This is a genomic window from Cupriavidus sp. LA-1 (assembly GCF_055385985.1).
Genome location: NZ_AP031388.1, coordinates 1,244,935 through 1,262,967, shown reverse-complemented (window position 1 = coordinate 1,262,967; position 18,033 = coordinate 1,244,935). Strand labels below are relative to the sequence as shown.

The following is an 18,033-nucleotide window of genomic DNA, read 5'->3' as shown; positions in this document are numbered from 1 at the left end:
CCATCTGGCCGGCCGCTGCGGCACATCGTGGATAATAGGCAGCTCCGCGCGGCCGGCGGGGCGGCAAGAGGTGTTTACACTGTTTGCCGAAACCGAACCGGCCGGGCCCCGCCCTTTAATCGCTGAACCGAATCCACGACGCCTTCTTTCATGCCTGAAACCTTGCTCCTGACCGGTGCCACCGGCTATATCGCTTCGCATACCTGGGTTGCGCTGCTCAATGCCGGCTATCACGTGATCGGCCTGGATAATCTGTGCAACAGCAGTCCGGCGGTGGTCGACCGGCTGGCCACCATTACCGGCCAGGCCCCGCATTTTGTGCAAGGCGACGTGCGCGACCGCGCGCTGCTCGACCGGCTCTTTACCGAGCACCGCATCAGTGCGGTGATTCATTTTGCCGCACTCAAGGCCGTGGGCGAATCCGTGAGCCAGCCGCTGGCGTATTACAGCAACAACCTGGATGGCTTGCTGACGGTCTGCGCGGCAATGGGCGCGGCCGGGGTGAAACAACTGGTGTTCAGTTCCTCGGCCACGGTTTATGGCAATCCGCATACCGTGCCGATCCTGGAGGATTTCCCGTTGTCGGCCACCAATCCGTATGGCCAGACCAAGCTGATGGGCGAGCAAATCCTGCGCGACCTGGAAAAATCGGATCCGGAATGGCGTATTGCCTACCTGCGTTATTTCAATCCGGTCGGCGCGCATGAGAGCGGGCTGATCGGCGAAGATCCGCGCGGTATTCCCAACAACCTGATGCCGTATGTGGCGCAGGTGGCGGGCGGGCGCCGCGAAAAACTGATGGTTTTTGGCGGCGACTACCCGACGGTGGACGGTACCGGCGTGCGCGACTATATCCATGTCTGCGACCTGGCCGACGGCCACCTGGCGGCGCTGGACTATCTGCGCGAGCAGGGCCGGGGCCTGACCGTGAACCTGGGCACGGGCCGTGGCTACAGCGTGCTGGAAGTGATACAGGCCTACCAGCGTGCCAGCGGCAGGCCGGTGCCGCATGAAATCGTGGCGCGGCGCCCGGGCGATATCGCCGCCTGCTATGCCGATCCGGCGCTGGCCAACCAGCTGCTGGGCTGGCGCGCGCAATATGATATCGAGCGCATGTGCCAGGACTCGTGGCGCTGGCAGTCGATGAATCCGCAGGGGTTTGAGGCCTGACGGCCGGGCTCACCGGTACCGCAAATGAAAAACGCCACAGATGCATTCCGTGGCGTTTTGCCGTTTACCGGATCGCGCGCTTCAGCGGATCAGGAAGTCCTCGACCGATTTACCCTGGGCCAGGGCCTGGGTCAGCCAGCCCGGACGCTTGCCACGGCCGGTCCAGGTATTGCCGGCGCTGTCGCGATAGCGCACCGGCACCTTGCGATTGGCGGCCTTCTTGCCGGCCGGTACCTTGGCACCAAAACCGAGGTCTTCCGCGGTCAGGCCATATTGCTCGATTTTCTCACGAATATCCGCGATCACGGCGGATTGTTCACGCGCCTTGATTTCCTCGGCTTGCTTCTGCAGTTCGCTGATTTTCTGAACGATTTCCTGATACGTCGCCATTGCGTCCTCGGTTTCCGGTGGGTGAATTGCGCAGGGGTGCGCTGATATGCGGGGGTGAAAATGCTGAAAACAATTATAACGAGGTCGCGGCCCGCTGCAAATCCTGGCGGCGTTATCCGGACCAGTTTTTGCGAAAATTCTTGGATCCGGTAATTGTGTGAACTTTTGGTGTCGCCTCCGGTCGCCGGCGGATTTGGCGGCGGTCGGGGCTGGCCGGCTACAACAGGCGGCAGGCCCATAATTGGTGCGGACTTACTCAAACCAGCGGTGCCGTCGATGCTGTTGCCCGGAAATCGAATCGCATAATCGGCACGGCTAATCGGTAAAAGGGTTTCCCCTCATACCATGGTGCGCGCGTGGCGTATATCCGACATGGCGGCTGTCGCCGGTTAATTTGTGGCGCCCGCCGTTGCGGTTGCTCAAGGAAGAGGGTGACGCGCCGTTATCCGGGCAGGGCGGGTCATGTCGGTGCTGATCCTGCCGGACCGGGGCAAGGGGTGTGTCCCGCGGATTGCCAAAGTCTTCTTTCATATGTCCTTGCACAACAACATGCAGATCAAGACCCTGTTACGGGGTGCCATGGGATTGCTGTCGCTGCTGCTGCTGCTGGTCGGCGGCGCCGGCCTGTACGGCATCTCGCAGAGCAATGACGCACTCAAGGAGACCTACGCCAACCAGCTTGCCTCCACCGTTGCACTCAGCGACGCGATGCTGGCCACCACGCGCATGCGCCTGGCGCTGGACCGCAATGTGATGCAGGGCGAGCAGGAAGATCCCAAGGTCAGCGTGGACCGTTCCAAGGTGTTTGTGGAGGCCTCGGAGGTTGCGTGGAAGCGCTATATGAGCCTGCCGCAGAATGCCGAGGAACAGGCGCTCGCCACGGAACTGGGCAAGCAGCGCCAGGCCTTCATGGAGCGGGGCGTGTTGCCGTTGCAGGCGGCCTCGCTGGCGGGCAACCAGGAAGAGGCCGTGCGGGTGGCGAAGACGGTGCTGCCTGACTTGCAGCGCAGCATGTCGAGTGCGCACGAGAAGTTGCAGAACTTCCAGATGACGGCCGCGCAGGCCAACTTCGATGCTTCGCAGGCCGGCTTCGCCCGCACCCGCATGCTGTCGATCGCGCTGATCGCGCTGGGCCTGGCGGTCGCCGCGCTGTGTACGTTCATGCTGAGCCGCGCCATCGTCACGCCGGTGCAGGAGGCACTGGCCGTCTTTGAGCGCATCGCCCGCGGCGACCTGACCTCGCGCATCACCAGCATCTCGAAGAACGAGATCGGCCGCATGATGCAGGCGCTGGCCGCGATGCAGTCGAGCCTGGCGGGCATCGTTGCCGAAGTGCGCACCGGTGCCGAGTCGATGGCGTCGGCCACGCAGCAGATTTCGACCGGCAACCTGGACTTGTCGCAGCGTACCGAGGAACAGGCCTCGTCGCTGGAGCAGACCGCCGCCAGCATGGAAGAGCTGACCACGGTGGTGCGCCAGAACGCGGACAACGCGCGCCAGGCCGGCGTGCTGGCGAGCGAGGCCTCGCAGATCGCGCTCAAGGGCGGCGACGTGGTGGGCCGCGTGGTCGATACCATGAACGAGATCAACGGCGCCTCGCGCAAGGTGGTGGAAATCATCAGCGTGATCGAGGGCATTGCCTTCCAGACCAATATCCTGGCGCTCAATGCCGCGGTGGAAGCCGCGCGCGCCGGCGAGCAGGGGCGCGGCTTTGCCGTGGTGGCGGGCGAGGTGCGCAGCCTCGCGCAGCGCTCGGCCTCGGCCGCCAAGGAGATCGAGGCGCTGATCAGCGAGTCGGGCCAGCGCGTGGAGAGCGGCACCCGGCTGGTGGCCGAAGCCGGCCAGACCATGGGCGAGATCGTCCAGGCCGTGCGCCGCGTGACGGACATCATGAACGAGATCGGCGCCGCGTCGCAGGAGCAGACCAGCGGCATCGAGCAGGTCAACCAGGCCGTGACCCAGATGGACGAGGTGACGCAGCAGAACGCCGCCCTGGTCGAAGAGGCTGCCGCCGCTGCCGGTGCGCTGGAAGAACAGGCGCAGAAGCTCAAGAACGTGGTCTCGGTGTTTACCGTCGGCTCGGGCGTGGGAGCCGTTCCGGCGATGGCGGCAACCGTGGTGGCAACTGCGGCACCGGCCAGGACCGCCGCCGCGGTCGCTGGCCGCGCAGCTCGCGCCATGCCGGTGCGCAGCCCGGTGAAGGCGGCCGTCGTGCCGTTGCCCGCGGCCCCCGCCGCACCGCGTGCCGGCAGGGTTCGCCCAGCCGCAGCGGGGTCGGCAACCAGGCAGGCGCTCCGTCCGGCACTGGCCGCAGCCGGGGCCGATGACGACTGGAGCGCGTTCTAACCCAACGTTCGAGTCATTGTCTTGTTCACACGGCGACTGCAAGATGCCATGATGCGGGGTTTGTCCTGCGTCCTGACCTTCTTCGCGCATCCTTTTCATCATCGCGCAGCCTAATGATTGCCCTGAGTCCCGTCCTGTTGCTGCTGGCTGCCCTGCTGGGCGTGGCCGCCGCCCTCGGCATTCGCGCCGGGCGCGCGGACCAGTCAGCCGGCGGCCGCGCGCTGCGTGTACTGACCTGGTCAGCCGCGCTGCTGTCGCAACTGACAATCGGCCTCCCTGTGCTGGTGGTGGCGCTGTCGGGCGGCGTGCCGGCCGTCAACGACTCGGCAGAGCTGGTGGCGAGCTTTGCCGCCGCGGCGGCGGCCACCACGGCGGCCAAGCTGCTGGTGCAGTGGCTGCGCCAGGGCACGCGGCTGTGGCGCGGCGCGGCGATCACGGCGGTCGTGGCCGGCGCCGGGCTGGTGGCCGCCGCCGGCACCCATCTGGGCCGGTCGTGCGGTCCCGGCACGGTCAGCGCGCGCGATTGCCTCAATGCCGCCGGCCTGCCGCACCCTGCCTGGCTGGCGGGTGGGCTGACCGCGCTGTGCGCGTTGCTGTTCGCCGTCCACCGCGCGCAGTCGCGCGGCTGGCTGCCGGCGCGCGCCGACTCCGGCCTGGCCGACGACTTTACCGACGAGCTGCCCGGCCAGCACCGCACCGCCGAGCCGCGGCTGCCGCGGCGCGGCGCCCGCATCCCCGGCCGCCCGGGCCGCCTGACCGTGCGCGCCGCCGCGCGCGGGCAGGGCACGGTCGGCGAGTACAGCGTGGCGACGGTGATGCCTGACCGCGTGGCGTTCGGCCGCTGGCTGGACCAGGCGATGGCGCAGGCACGGCTGGCCGAGACCGGCTGCGCCGTGCTGCTGATCCATATTGCCGATTACCGCGAGGTCGACGAGGTCTTCGAGATCCGCGCCGACGACATCCTGGCCCAGGACGCCGGCGCACTGGCGCAGGCCGTGCTGGAGCCGCACGACTTCCTGGCGCGGCTGGCGCGCGACGAGTTTGCCGTGGGCGTGCCCGAACTGGTCCACCATGGCCGGGCGCAGGAGCTGGGTTCGCGCATGCTGGGCTCGCTGGCGGAATTCATTGCCGCGCGCGGCCTGCAGATGCAGATCGGCGTGAATATCGGCATCGCCATCTATCCGCGCGACGCGCAGACCTCGGAAGCCCTGATGCAGGCCGCCCGCGTCAGCCTGGCCGAAGCCCGCGAGAGCGGCTCGAACCAGGTGCGCCTGTTCAACAGCGCCGCCGGCGAACGCGCGCGCCGTACCCGCGTGATCCGGCGCGACCTGTGGCTGGCCATCCAGGACGATACGCTGTCGCTGCAGTTCCAGCCCAAGTACGACGCACGCCGCCGCACCGTGGTTGGCGCCGAGGCGCTATGCCGCTGGCGCCATCCCGCGCTGGGCCAGGTCAGCCCCGCCGAGTTCATCGCCGTGGCCGAGCAGTCGGGCCAGATCGACAAGCTCGACGACTGGGTGCTGACCAGCGTCTGCCGCCAGGTGCGCCAGTGGCGCGACGCCGGCGTGCCGACCGTGCCGGTGGCGATCAATGTCTCGGGGCTGCGCTTTGCCAGCCGCAATTTCCCGCAATACCTGCTGGAGCAGATCCACCAGCACGACATCCCGCCGTCGGCGATCACGCTGGAGATCACCGAGACCGCGGCGATGAAGGACATCGGCAAGTCGCTGGAGACGCTGGCCGAGCTGCAGTCGCTCGGCATCCAGGTGGCGCTGGACGATTTCGGCAGCGGCTATTCCAGCCTGGGCTACCTCAAGCGCCTGCGCGTGGGCACGCTCAAGATCGACCGCACGCTGATCGGCGGGCTCGATACCGATGCGCAGGGCCGCGCCATCGTCGGTTCGATGGTGGCCCTGGCGCATGAGCTGCGCATGAAGGTGGTGGCCGAGGGCGTGGAGTCGGCTTCGCAGTTGGAGATCCTTAATGAAATGGGGTGTGATGAGGTGCAGGGCTATCTGCTGTCGCTGCCGTTGGATGCTGTGAGTTTTGCTGAGGCATTGGGGGAGCGGGGGGAGGGGTGATGGCTTGGGTATTTCGGTCGGGTTTGATGTTGTCGTAGGTTTTGCCGCCTGGTTCCGCCCTGCTGGGCGGGTCACTTTTTGTCCGAGCGACAAAAAGTAACCAAAAAACGCGTCGCCTCAGGCGGCTGGCCACCAATTCCACGGTGTTGGTGGTTCGAGCGGCGGTGATTTCCAGTCGATGGGGTTGGTGGTTCGACCCTGCTACGCACCCTGTCTGTGCCTGCTTCCACGGACTATTGGACGAACCCGACTTTAGGCTATTGGCAGCCTCCTAACCACGGCGTCGGTCGGACGCCTTCGGCTGCGCTGCGCGCACGTCCTAACGTGGCAGAACCAGCGGCCACGTCCTGATTTTTTCCTTTGGCCCGGCATCATCCGCGACAACGCCGTGCGAGCGCAGCGACGCACTCCGTGCCCGAGCCCCCGACCTGCGATACTGAGTGCGCGCAGCGCAGCCGTAGGCGTCCTACCGATAACCTCGTTAGCAGGCTGCCAACGGCCTAAAGTCGGGTTCGTCCAATAGTCCCTGGACGCAAGGCACATCCCGGGAGCGTAGCAGGCCTGAACTACCTACTCCACCGAACGGAAATCACCACCGCTCGAACCACCAACACCGTGGAATTGGTGGCCAGCCGCCAGAGGCGACGCGTTTTTTGGTTACTTTTTGTCGCTCGGACAAAAAGTGACCCGCCCAGCAGGGCGGAACCAGGCGGTTAAACCTACGACAACATCAAACCCGACCGACACAACCTCCAACCCTCACCCCCCGTTTCCCCCCATAAAGTCTCCCCCAACCCTGCCGATAACCCCCTCTGGCAGCCCGCCCGCACAGCCGTCGCAGCCCCGCGCCGCCCTGTCCGTCGCCGGCCGCGCCACCCATGCTGTCCATCTCCCAGGCGGACCAACCAAGTTCCTGCAAACCGGAGGCGCCCATGTCATCGCCCAGCATCCTCGTTGTCGACGATTCCCCCTCGCTACGCCGCATGATCGGCGCCTGCCTGCGCGCGGGAGGGTTCGAAGTGACCGAGGCCGCCGACGGCGACCAGGCGCACGCGCTGGCCGCCGGCTCCAGCTTCGGCATGCTGGTGACGGACCAGGTCATGCCCGGCATGGATGGCCTCACGCTGATCCGCAGCCTGCGCGCCAACGAGCGCTATGCGCGCATTCCCATCCTGATGCTGACCACCGAGCAGGACGGCAGCATCCGCGAACAGGCCCGCGCGGCGGGCGCGTCGGGCTTCCTGCCCAAGCCTTTCGATCCGGACGAGCTGATGCAGGCCGTGACCGCGCTGCTGCCGCCGGCGCCCCCTACCTCGGAAGGGTAGGCAGGGCCCGGCGTCGCCCTTCAGTCACGCCAATTCCTGCCGTAAACACTGGTGGGCGAGGTCATGCCCCGGTGCCAGCCAGCGGCCCTCGGCCGCTGCAGCGCCAGCAAATCAGCATGAGCCAAATTTGGGGGGCTAGACGATGAAGCACATCGACAAGGCAGACGGCACGGTAGAGGAGTTCCTGGCCTTTACGCTGGGCCGGGAGGAATACGGCGTCGATATCCTGAAGGTGCAGGAGATCCGCGGCTACGAGTCGGTCACCCAGATTGCCAACGCACCGGACTACATCAAGGGCGTGATCAACCTGCGCGGCATCATCGTCCCGATCATCGACCTGCGCATCAAGTTCCGCCAGCCGAATGTCAGCTACGACCAGTACACGGTCGTGATCATCGTCGACCTGAACGACCGCACCACCGGCATCGTGGTGGACGGCGTCTCCGACGTGCTGACGCTGACCGCCGCGCAGATCAAGCCCACGCCGCACTTCACAGGCGAGGTGGCGACGGACTATATCCGCGGGCTGGGCTCGGTCGAGCAACGCATGCTGATCCTGGTCGACATCGAGAAGCTGCTCAACACCGAAGAACTGGCCGCGCTGGAAGCGGTGTCCTGATTCCGCGGCCACGCCAACACCGTCCGGTGGGCGCACCATGCCTGCCGGACCGAACCCCGCCCGGGTGCCGCGCACATTGCCGCGCCACGGGCACGCAGTATTGTCATTGATGCGAAACAACCAACCCGTTACGCAGCGCGAGTACAAGCTCTCCCCATCGGATTACCTGATCTCGCGCACGGACCTCAAGGGCCGTATCACCTTTGCCAACCGCGCCTTTATCGAGGCCAGCGGCTTTGCGGCCGAGGAACTGCTGGGCGCGCCGCATAACCTGGTGCGCCACCCCGACATGCCGCCCGAAGCGTTTGCCGACCTGTGGCAGGACCTGCAGGCCGGCCGCACCTGGATGGGCCTGGTCAAGAACCGCCGCAAGGACGGCGACTTCTACTGGGTCAGTGCGACTGTGACGCCAACGCGCGTCGATGGCCGCGTGGTCGGCTATACCTCGGTGCGCTCGATGGCGACGCGCGAGCAGGTGGAAGCCGCCGGCGCGGCCTATGCACGATTCCGGGCCGGCCGCGCCGACGGGCTGGCGATCCGCCACGGCGCCGTGGTGCGCACCGGGCTGCGCGGCCTGGTGCAGGGCCTGCTGCGCCTGAACCTGAAGCGCCGCATCCTGTGGGCGCAGGCTGGCGGGCTGGTGTGGTTCCTGGCCGCGCTCGTGGCGGTGGAAGCACTGGGCGGAGCAGGCGCGGCCGCGCTGCGCCCGTGGCTGTGGGGTGGCTTTGCGCTGGCGCTGGCCTCGTCGTTCACGGCCGGCACCCTGCTGCTGGCGCGCGTGAACCGGCCGGTGGGCGACATGCTGGACTTTGCGCTGCGCATGGGCGCGGGCGACCTGACCACGCGCTTCGAGCACCGCAGCGCGGACGAGATCGGTGCGCTGGCGCAGGCCATGCAGACCATGCAGCGCAGCCTGCTGTCGGTGGTGCATGAGATCCAGGAAGGTATGGCCAGCATTTCGACGGCAACGCACCAGGTGGCCGCGGGCAACAACGACCTGTCGCAGCGCACGGAGCAGCAGGCGGCGTCGCTGGAGCAGACCGCTTCGAGCATGGAGGAGCTGACCAGCACGGTGCGCCAGAACGCGGACAACGCGCGCCAGGCCAGCGGGCTGGCGGCGAACGCGTCGGAGACGGCGCTGCGCGGCGGCGAAGTGGTGGGCCGCGTGGTGCAGACCATGGACGAGATCAACGATGCGTCGAAGAAGATTGTCGACATCATCGGCGTGATCGAAGGGATTGCGTTCCAGACCAACATCCTGGCGCTGAACGCGGCGGTGGAAGCGGCGCGCGCCGGCGAGCAGGGCCGGGGCTTCGCGGTGGTGGCGGGCGAGGTGCGCAGCCTGGCGCAGCGCAGCGCCAATGCGGCCAAGGAGATCAAGGGCCTGATCGGCGACACGGTGGAGCGCGTGGACAACGGCTCGGCGCTGGTGGGCCAGGCGGGCAAGACCATGGACGAGATCGTGCAGGCGGTCAAGCACGTGACCGACATCATGGGCGAGATCAGCGCGGCATCGGCCGAGCAGAGCTCGGGCATCGAGCAGGTCAACCAGGCCGTGGCGCAGATGGACGAGGTCACGCAGCAGAACGCGGCGCTGGTGGAAGAGGCCGCGGCCGCCGCGGGCTCGCTGGAAGAGCAGGCGATGCGGCTGCGCGATGCCATCGCCACCTTCCGCGTCAGCATGCAGGCCGAGGTGCGGCCGCAGCGCCAGCCCGCGCACGTGCGCGGCGATGCCGTGCGGCCGCTGGCACGGGCCTAGTGTCCTGTTCCGCAAATACCTTGCCATGAAATCGCCCAGTTGGCCGCCATGCGTCGTTGCTCGTCGTTGCCATAGCTACGGCTATGGCGCCTCCTCGCGCCTAGCCTGACGACCAACTGGACGATTTCATTTTGGCAAGCTATCTACGGAACAGGACACTAGGCCGCGGCATCAGGCCAATTCGAATCAGAAGGCGAAGGCAGGCGCGGAGCACCGCCCTGCATGCGTACAGAAGGGTGCGGCATGCCGCGCCCGAGGCTTCAGTTACAAGGGGGAGTTGCTATGCATTGGTTCAATCAATTGCGCGTCACGACCAGGCTGGTTGCCGGATTCCTGGTCGTTGCCGTGATCGGCGCCGTGATGGGGCTGCTGGGCGTCGTCAACATGGGGCGCATGGCGGACTGGACCGGCAAGATCTACAACGATGACCTGCAGGCGCTGAAGGCCGTGCAGGACGCCAACATCAACCTGGTCTATGCCAGCCGCGCGCAGATCGGGCTGCTGTCGGCATCGACCATGGGCGAGCGGTCGGCCGAGAAGGACCAGATCGTGAAGTCGCTCGGCACCATGGACGAGCGCATCCGCCAGGTGGCGGGCGCGTTCGAGCAGCCGGAGGGCAAGGCCCTGGTCAAGCAGTACCAGGAACTGTCGCCGGCCTTCCGCGCGCGCATGGAGAAGTACGTCGAGCTGGTCGGCAAGCAGCCGCTGGATACCTCGCAGTTCGAAAGCCAGGTGTTCTCCGAGAGCGCCGAGCTGCTCAAGGACAGCCATACGCTGGAAGCGTTGATGTCCCGGATGGTCAAGCGCCGCGACGATCGTGCCCGCAGCAACATGGAAGAAGCGCGCAGCGTTTACGACGCATCGCGCCTGTGGATGCTGGGCCTGGTGCTGGGCGGGCTGGCGCTGTCGGTGCTGCTGGGCGTGCTGCTGGCGCGTGCGCTGTCGCGCCAGCTTGGCGGCGAGCCCGGCTACGCGGTGGCGATCGCCGCACGCATTGCCGAGGGCGATTTCTCGTCGCCGGTGAAGACGCGCGCGGGCGACAAGCGCAGCCTGGTCTTTGCTATGCAGCAGATGCAGCAGCAGCTGTCGCGCATGGTGCGCGATTTCAAGGCGTCGGCCGAATCGATCGGCAGCGCTTCGCGTGAAATTGCCGCGGGCAACAACGACCTGTCGCAGCGCACGGAGCAGCAGGCGGCGTCGCTGGAGCAGACCGCTTCGAGCATGGAGGAGCTGACCAGCACGGTGCGCCAGAACGCGGACAACGCGCGCCAGGCCAGCGGGCTGGCGGCGAACGCGTCGGAGACGGCGCTGCGCGGCGGCGAAGTGGTGGGCCGCGTGGTGCAGACCATGGACGAGATCAACGATGCGTCGAAGAAGATTGTCGACATCATCGGCGTGATCGAAGGGATTGCGTTCCAGACCAACATCCTGGCGCTGAACGCGGCGGTGGAAGCGGCGCGCGCCGGCGAGCAGGGCCGGGGCTTCGCGGTGGTGGCGGGCGAGGTGCGCAGCCTGGCGCAGCGCAGCGCCAATGCGGCCAAGGAGATCAAGGGCCTGATCGGCGACACGGTGGAGCGCGTGGACAACGGCTCGGCGCTGGTGGGCCAGGCGGGCAAGACCATGGACGAGATCGTGCAGGCGGTCAAGCGCGTGACCGACATCATGGGCGAGATCAGCGCGGCATCGGCCGAGCAGAGCTCGGGCATCGAGCAGGTCAACCAGGCCGTGGCGCAGATGGACGAGGTCACGCAGCAGAACGCGGCGCTGGTGGAAGAGGCCGCTGCCGCCGCGGGCGCGCTGGAAGAGCAGGCCGGCCGCCTGCAGTCCGCCGTGGCAACGTTCCGCCTGGCGGCCGAGGATGCGCGCGCGGAGCGCTTCGACGTATTGCCGGCGGCCGTTGCGGCGCCGGTGCCGGCCAAGGTCGCCCGCACGGCAGGCGCGGTGCGTGCCATCGCGTCGGCCAAGCCTGCCGCCAAGGCATTGCCGGCGGCCCGGGCAGCGGACCCCGAAGCCCCGCGCGATGCGGCCGAGCCCGCCGCCGAGCGGCCGGCGCGGCTGACGCCGGCCAGGACGCCGCGGCCCGCGCTCGCAGCCGCCGACAACGGCGACTGGAGCGCGTTCTGACCCCAATGCCATGACGACCGATATCACCCTGGCGCTGCCGCAAGACGATGCGGCCAGGCTGCGCAAGGAGTTCGACCAGTTCATCGGGGTCTCGACCGGCCTGGACCGCGAGTTCCTGCCGCCTGACTTCAACGACTTCCTGCGCGCGCGGCTGCTGCAGCATGACAGCCCGCTCACTGAGCGCGCGGTCTCGCGGCTGCTGTCCGGGGGCGAATACGGCTGGGCGCGCCGCGTGTTCGACAAGCAGTTGCCCAACGCGCTGGCGGCGCTGATGCGCGACGCCCAGCGCTTTGGCTTCGGGCTGGCGGTCCAGCCTGGCTGGACCGCCGAGCAGCGCGCGGCCCATGCGCGCGAATGGGCCGCGCAGGTGCTGGCCGAGTGCGGCGCCGATACGGCCTTTACCGATGCCCTGGCCACGCAGGTGGCGGCATCGGCCGAAGACATGCGCGTGCTGGAAGAGCGCATGCGCACGCCGGCATGGCGCCTGGCCGAAAGCCTGCGCCAGCGGTCCTATGACCTGATGTACGCGCTGCAGACCGAGGACGACGACGCCACCGGCCGCGCGCGCGTGGGCGAGCTGCGCGGCATGCTGGGGCTGGCGCTGGAGTACGGATCGGTGCTGCCGGAAGAGGCGTCGCGCGTGCTGGAGCAAGTGGAGCGCGTCCGCCCGGCCTTGTTTCGCGAAGCGCCTGACGATGTGTTCGCCCGGCTGGCGGCATGGCTGCGGCGGATGTTCGGACATTGAGTCATGGAGGGCCGCTGCGGCGCTGGACCAGGCGCTGATGTGCGCGCCGGATTTCGTACCCCTCCTGGTGCGCGTGTGTGCAGCAAGCACTACGCGCGGCCCTCGTCAATAGAGGAATCCAGCAAGCTACCAGAAGTGACTGCTGCGCGTTGGACGCAAATGACGTTTGCTGAACTGCTTTGAGCAAGATCAAACGTCAGGAGTGTGAATTGTTACAAAATGCGCAAAGTCATGTATGTTTCAAGCGACATTTGTTTGCCCCCCGCGTAAGTAGGGATTGGCAGTCCGGGTCGATTGCCGATATAAACGTAACAGTCCTACTTACACTCTGTAACACTTGTAACGGAGTGGATTACAGTCGGGCACGGGCGTAGTTCCTTAGTCGTACGTTGTACCCGCCCAGCCGCACATCAACGATCTGGTCGCCGGGCCCGCGAGGGCAACGGTAAGCGCCGGACAAGCGGCCACGGTGGGTTTTTGGTAGCGGGGAAAAATTGGAAAGCAGTGAAGTTCTCCAGGAGATCAGGGAGGTTAACCTCGCCTATCTGCTGCTCGCGCAACGCCTGGTGCGCGAAAACCAGGTCGAAGCCATGTTCCGGCTCGGGGTCAGCAAGGAAATTGCGGACATTCTTGCAAAGCTGACTTCCGCGCAACTCGTCAAACTGGCGGCATCCAACATGGTGCTGTGCAGGTTCCGCTTCGACGACCATGCGCTTCTGTCCACTCTCACTCACACGGCCAAGAGCCATGACATGCAGCAGATCCACGCCGCGATCCTGCTTGCACGTCAGCCTGTGGAGTCGCTCAATTGACCGCGCTCCTGCAGGCCGATCCAATCCGGAGTTACACGGCCACCTCCGTTCCCAGCCGCAAGAGCGTGCTCCAGGACGCCAACCAGACCCAGCTCGCCATCGAGCTGATCGGCCTGGGCGCGCGCCTGCAGGTGCTTGAAGCCGAAACCACGCTGTCGCGTGACCGGCTCATCCGCCTGTACAAGGAGCTGCGCGGCGTCTCGCCCCCCAAGGGCATGCTCCCCTTCTCGACGGACTGGTTCACCACCTGGCTGCCGAATATCCACTCGTCGCTGTTCTTCTCTGCCTACCAGTTCATGGTGCAGGAAAGCGAGACCGTGGGCATTCGCGCGGTGGTGGCTGCCTACCGCCTGTACCTTGAACATGTTTCGCTGCTTGGCGGCGAAATTGTCTTAAGTTTCACGCGGGCCTGGACGTTAGTACGGTTCTTCGAGAGCAACATGCTGCAACTGTCCCGGTGCACGTGTTGCGGCGGACAGTTTGTCACGCACGCGTATGAGCCGCACGCGAATTTTGTGTGCAGCCTGTGCCGTCCGCCGTCACGCGCAGGGAAGGTGAAGAAGCTCTCGAAAGACGCCGCCGCCGTGCAGACCAACGCCTGATCCTGGTCAAGGTCCGCCGGCTGGCAAGCTTGCTGCGCTGGCGGACGGATTCTCTCCGTGCGCCCGTGCAACGGGCAAATGAGCGTGGCTGACGCGCGTTTTTAGACGGGGATCCGATCGTGCTAGTAGTTCTTGGCTATGTCGTCGTGGTAGCGGCGGTGCTTGGCGGTTACGCCATGACCGGCGGCCATATGGGCGCGCTTTATCAACCTGCGGAAGTGGTGATCATCGCGGGCGCCGCCATCGGCGCCTTTATCGCCACCAATACCGGCAAGGCCATCAAGGCTACCGCACGCGCGCTGCCGGGCCTGTTCAAGGGTTCCAAGTACAAAAAGGAGCTGTACCTGGACGTCATGTCGCTGCTGTACGTGCTGCTGTCCAAGGCACGGCGCGAGGGCATCCTGTTCCTGGAAAAGGAAATCGCGGATCCCGCCTCCAGCAGCGTCTTCAGCCAGTACCCGCGCATCCTGACCGATCCGGTGGTGATGGAATTCCTCACCGACTACCTGCGCATGATGGTCAACGGCAACATGAACGCCTTCGAGATCGAGGCCCTGATGGACCACGAGATCGAGACCTTCCGTCACGAGGCCGAGATTCCCGCTCACGCGCTGGCGCGCATGGGTGACGGCCTGCCGGCCTTCGGCATCGTGGCCGCGGTGATGGGCGTGGTGCATGCGCTGGGCTCGGCCGACCTGCCGCCGGCTGAACTGGGCGCGCTGATCGCGCACGCCATGGTCGGCACCTTCCTGGGCATCCTGCTGGCCTATGGCTTTGTCTCGCCGCTGGCCGCGCGCGTCGAGCTGCAGGTGTCCGAGAACGTCAAGGTCTACGAATGCATCAAGGTTGTGCTGCTGGCCTCGCTCAATGGCTACGCGCCGCTGGTGGCGGTGGAATTCGGCCGCAAGGTGCTGTACTCCACGGTGCGGCCGTCGTTCCTCGAACTCGACGACCACGTGCGTGAAGTGAAGAGCCTGAACTGACGGGCAGCAAAGGAGGGCACCGCCATGGGCAGCGCACATGACATGCGTCCGATCATCGTCCGCCGGGCGAAATCGCACGCCAGGCCGCACGGCAACCACAGCTGGAAGATCGCCTACGCTGACTTCATGACGGCGATGATGGCGCTGTTCCTGGTGCTGTGGCTGCTGTCCAGCGCCAACAAGAAGACGCTGGAAGGCATTGCCGAGTACTTCCGCATGCCGCTCAGGGTCGCTGTCGTCGGCGGCGAAAAGAGCAGCCAGACGCCCAGCGTGATCCCGGGCGGCGGCATGGATGCGATGCGCAAGGACGGCGAGGTCACGCGCGCCCGCGACAACGATCCCAGCGACGAGCAGCGCCGCAATGAACAGCAGGAAGCGCAGCGCCTGCGCGCGCTCAAGCAGCGGCTCGAGCAGATCATCGAGAACAACCCGGTGCTGCGCCAGTTCCGGCCGCAGCTGCTGCTGGACATCACCAGCGAAGGCCTGCGCATCCAGATCCTGGATACCCAGAACCGGCCGATGTTCCGCACCGGCAGCGCCGCGGTCGAAAGCTATATGCGCACCATCCTGCGCGAGATCGGCCCGGTGCTGAACGAGCTGCCCAACAAGGTCAGCCTGTCGGGCCATACCGACGCGGCCAACTATTCCAACGGCGAGCGCACCTACAGCAACTGGGAACTGTCCGCCGACCGTGCCAACGCCTCGCGCCGCGAGCTGATCGCGGGCGGCATGCAGGAGGGCAAGGTGCTGCGCGTGCTGGGCCTGGCCGCGACCATGCCGCTGGACAAGGAAGACCTGCTGGCGCCGGTGAACCGCCGCATCAGCATCGTGGTGCTCAACCACAAGGCGCAGGCGCGCTTCGAGGCCGAGAACGCCAGCGCCGCCGAGGTCACGGTGGCGGCGCAGGCCGGCAAGGCCGCGCAGGAAATGCAGGCAGGACTGGCGGCAGCCTCGGCACCGGCGGCCGCGGGCCGCAAACCATGACGCGCGGCCGCGCCGACGGCGCGCCCAGTGCAGTAACCACGTGACTCAGGACGCCATGTCTGTCGATATCGATATCACTCAGTTTTACCAGACCTTCTTCGAGGAAGCGGAAGAGCTGCTCGTCGAAATGGAGCAACTGCTGCTCGGCCTGGACATCGAGTCGCCCGATCCCGAACATCTGAACGCGATCTTCCGGGCGGCGCACTCGATCAAGGGCGGGGCCGCCACCTTCGGCTTCGCGGCGCTGACCGAGACCACCCATATCTTCGAGAACTTGCTGGACCGCACGCGCCGGCAGGAACTGGCGTTGACCAGGACCATCATCGACACTTTTCTGGAAACCAAGGACGTGTTGCAAGACCAGCTCAACGCCTACCGCAACGGTACCGAACCCGATCCGGAAACGCTGGCGCGCATCTGTGCCGTGCTGCAGCAGCTGGCGCAGGAAGCCGCCGGCCATGCCGGGGCGCCCGCCCCCGCCGCGGCACCGGCCCCCGCGCCGGTCGCGGCCGCGGCCCCCGCAGCCGCACCCGCCGGCGGCGGCCTGAAGATCCGCCTGATCAAGGTCTCGGCCGCCGACCAGGCGCTGCTGCGCGAAGAGCTGGCCAACCTGGGCGAGATCACCGGGCAGGAGGAGGTGAACGGCGAGCTGGTGGTGTGGCTCAACACGCAATGCAGCGCCGACGACATCATCGCGGTGTGCTGCTTCGTGATCGACATGGACCAGATCGTGATCGAAGCCGTGGCCGATGCTCCGGCCGCCGCACCGGCCGTGGTCGAGGTTCCCGCCCCGGCGCCCGCCCCGGCGCCCGCCCCGGTGGTGACGGCTGCCGCCGCGGCACCGGCCGCGCCCGCCGCCGCGCGCGAGAAGGCCAGGCCCGCGCCGGCCGCCGCGCACGCGCAGGGCGAAGGCTCGATCCGCGTGCCCACGGAAAAGGTCGACCAGATCATCAACCTGGTGGGCGAACTGGTGATCACGCAGTCGATGCTGGCGCAGACCGCCTCGTCGCTGGACCCGGTGCTGTTCGACCGCCTGTTCTCCGGCATGGGCCAGCTCGAACGCAATGCGCGCGACCTGCAGGAAGCGGTGATGTCGATCCGCATGATGCCGATGGACTATGTGTTCTCGCGCTTCCCGCGCCTGGTGCGCGACCTGGCCAGCAAGCTCGGCAAGCAGATCGACCTGGTCACCTTCGGCAAGGCCACCGAGCTGGACAAGAGCCTGATCGAACGCATCATCGATCCGCTCACGCACCTGGTGCGCAACAGCCTGGACCACGGCATCGAGACCCCCGACAAGCGCGTGGCCGCCGGCAAGGACGCGACCGGCCAGCTGATCCTGTCCGCGCAGCACCACGGCGGCAATATCGTCATCGAAGTCAGCGACGACGGCGGCGGCCTGAACCGCGAGCGTATCCTGGCCAAGGCCATCCAGAACGGCCTGCCGGTGTCCGAGACCATCACCGACGAGGAGGTCTGGCAACTGATCTTCGCGCCGGGCTTTTCCACTGCCGAGGTCATTACCGACGTGTCCGGCCGCGGCGTGGGCATGGACGTGGTCAAGCGCAACATCCAGGAAATGGGCGGCCATGTCGAGATCAGCTCGCGCCCGGGCCTGGGCACCACCATCCGCATCGTGCTGCCGCTGACGCTGGCAATCCTGGACGGCATGTCGGTCAAGGTGGGCGAAGAGACCTTCATCCTGCCGCTGAACTGCGTGATGGAGTCGCTGCAGCCCAAGGCCGAGGATGTCCACACCGCCGCCAACTCGGACCGCGTCATGCATGTGCGCGGCGAATACCTGCCGCTGCTGGAAATGCACCGCGTGTTCAACGTGGCCGGCGCGCTGCAGGAGCCCACGCAAGGCATCGCCGTGATCCTGCAGGCCGAAGGCAAGCGCTTCGCGCTGCTGGTGGACCAGCTGATCGGCCAGCACCAGGTGGTGCTGAAGAACCTGGAAACCAACTACCGCAAGGTGCCGTGCATTTCCGCGGCGACCATCCTGGGCGACGGCAGCGTGGCGCTGATCGTCGATGTCGGCGCGCTGCAGCGCACCGGCGTGCGCCGGCAGGAACCGGCGCTGGCGCAGTAAG

Annotated in this window: 14 protein-coding genes; 13 read left to right on the top strand and 1 reads right to left on the bottom strand. The window is 66.7% G+C overall.

Annotated elements, in window-relative coordinates:
• The first annotated feature begins 150 nt into the window (after window positions 1-150).
• Complete coding sequence (gene galE, locus ACZ5MJ_RS24975) at window positions 151-1,170, top strand: UDP-glucose 4-epimerase GalE (protein WP_464226361.1); 1,020 nt, start codon at window positions 151-153, stop codon at window positions 1,168-1,170.
• A gap of 81 nt (window positions 1,171-1,251) precedes the next feature.
• Here galE and ACZ5MJ_RS24970 read toward each other — a convergent pair whose 3' ends face one another.
• Window positions 1,252-1,560 carry an H-NS histone family protein gene (locus tag ACZ5MJ_RS24970; protein WP_464226359.1) on the bottom strand — a complete coding sequence of 103 codons (309 nt, stop codon included), beginning with the start codon at window positions 1,558-1,560 and terminating at the stop codon, window positions 1,252-1,254.
• 531 nt (window positions 1,561-2,091) lie between these two features.
• Here ACZ5MJ_RS24970 and ACZ5MJ_RS24965 point away from each other — a divergent pair.
• The 12 genes from ACZ5MJ_RS24965 (at window position 2,092) to cheA (ending at window position 18,032) form a co-directional block, all read left to right on the top strand.
• Window positions 2,092-3,906, top strand: a complete 1,815-nt coding sequence (locus tag ACZ5MJ_RS24965) for a methyl-accepting chemotaxis protein (RefSeq protein WP_464226607.1) — start codon at window positions 2,092-2,094, stop codon at window positions 3,904-3,906.
• Between the two features lie 113 nt (window positions 3,907-4,019).
• The gene (locus ACZ5MJ_RS24960; protein ID WP_464226357.1) at window positions 4,020-5,987 is read left to right on the top strand and encodes a putative bifunctional diguanylate cyclase/phosphodiesterase; all 1,968 of its coding nucleotides are present in this window, start codon (window positions 4,020-4,022) and stop codon (window positions 5,985-5,987) included.
• 932 nt (window positions 5,988-6,919) lie between these two features.
• The gene (locus tag ACZ5MJ_RS24955) at window positions 6,920-7,312 is read left to right on the top strand and encodes a response regulator (protein ID WP_464226356.1); all 393 of its coding nucleotides are present in this window, start codon (window positions 6,920-6,922) and stop codon (window positions 7,310-7,312) included.
• Window positions 7,313-7,454: 142 nt separating this feature from the next.
• Complete coding sequence (locus ACZ5MJ_RS24950) at window positions 7,455-7,931, top strand: chemotaxis protein CheW (protein ID WP_078198976.1); 477 nt, start codon at window positions 7,455-7,457, stop codon at window positions 7,929-7,931.
• Window positions 7,932-8,040: 109 nt separating this feature from the next.
• The gene (locus tag ACZ5MJ_RS24945) at window positions 8,041-9,690 is read left to right on the top strand and encodes a methyl-accepting chemotaxis protein (RefSeq protein ID WP_464226354.1); all 1,650 of its coding nucleotides are present in this window, start codon (window positions 8,041-8,043) and stop codon (window positions 9,688-9,690) included.
• Window positions 9,691-9,972: 282 nt separating this feature from the next.
• On the top strand, window positions 9,973-11,814 hold the full coding sequence (locus tag ACZ5MJ_RS24940) for a methyl-accepting chemotaxis protein (protein WP_464226353.1): 1,842 nt from the start codon (window positions 9,973-9,975) through the stop codon (window positions 11,812-11,814).
• A 10-nt stretch (window positions 11,815-11,824) separates the two neighbouring features.
• A complete protein-coding gene (locus tag ACZ5MJ_RS24935; protein ID WP_464226351.1) occupies window positions 11,825-12,559 on the top strand; it encodes a DUF4088 family protein in 735 nt (244 codons plus the stop codon).
• A gap of 494 nt (window positions 12,560-13,053) precedes the next feature.
• Window positions 13,054-13,371 (top strand): flagellar transcriptional regulator FlhD, encoded by a 318-nt coding sequence (gene flhD / locus ACZ5MJ_RS24930; protein WP_010812713.1) that lies wholly within the window; start codon window positions 13,054-13,056, stop codon window positions 13,369-13,371.
• Window positions 13,368-13,973, top strand: coding sequence for a flagellar transcriptional regulator FlhC (gene flhC, locus ACZ5MJ_RS24925; RefSeq protein ID WP_464226347.1), 606 nt, complete (start codon window positions 13,368-13,370; stop codon window positions 13,971-13,973). The genes flhD and flhC overlap by 4 nt, the downstream gene beginning before the upstream one ends.
• 119 nt (window positions 13,974-14,092) lie before the next feature.
• Window positions 14,093-14,956, top strand: coding sequence for a flagellar motor stator protein MotA (motA, locus tag ACZ5MJ_RS24920; RefSeq protein WP_464226346.1), 864 nt, complete (start codon window positions 14,093-14,095; stop codon window positions 14,954-14,956).
• A 24-nt stretch (window positions 14,957-14,980) separates the two neighbouring features.
• On the top strand, window positions 14,981-15,940 hold the full coding sequence (motB, locus tag ACZ5MJ_RS24915; RefSeq protein ID WP_464226345.1) for a flagellar motor protein MotB: 960 nt from the start codon (window positions 14,981-14,983) through the stop codon (window positions 15,938-15,940).
• A 55-nt stretch (window positions 15,941-15,995) separates the two neighbouring features.
• On the top strand, window positions 15,996-18,032 hold the full coding sequence (gene cheA, locus ACZ5MJ_RS24910) for a chemotaxis protein CheA (protein WP_464226605.1): 2,037 nt from the start codon (window positions 15,996-15,998) through the stop codon (window positions 18,030-18,032).
• Window position 18,033: the final 1 nt, after the last annotated feature.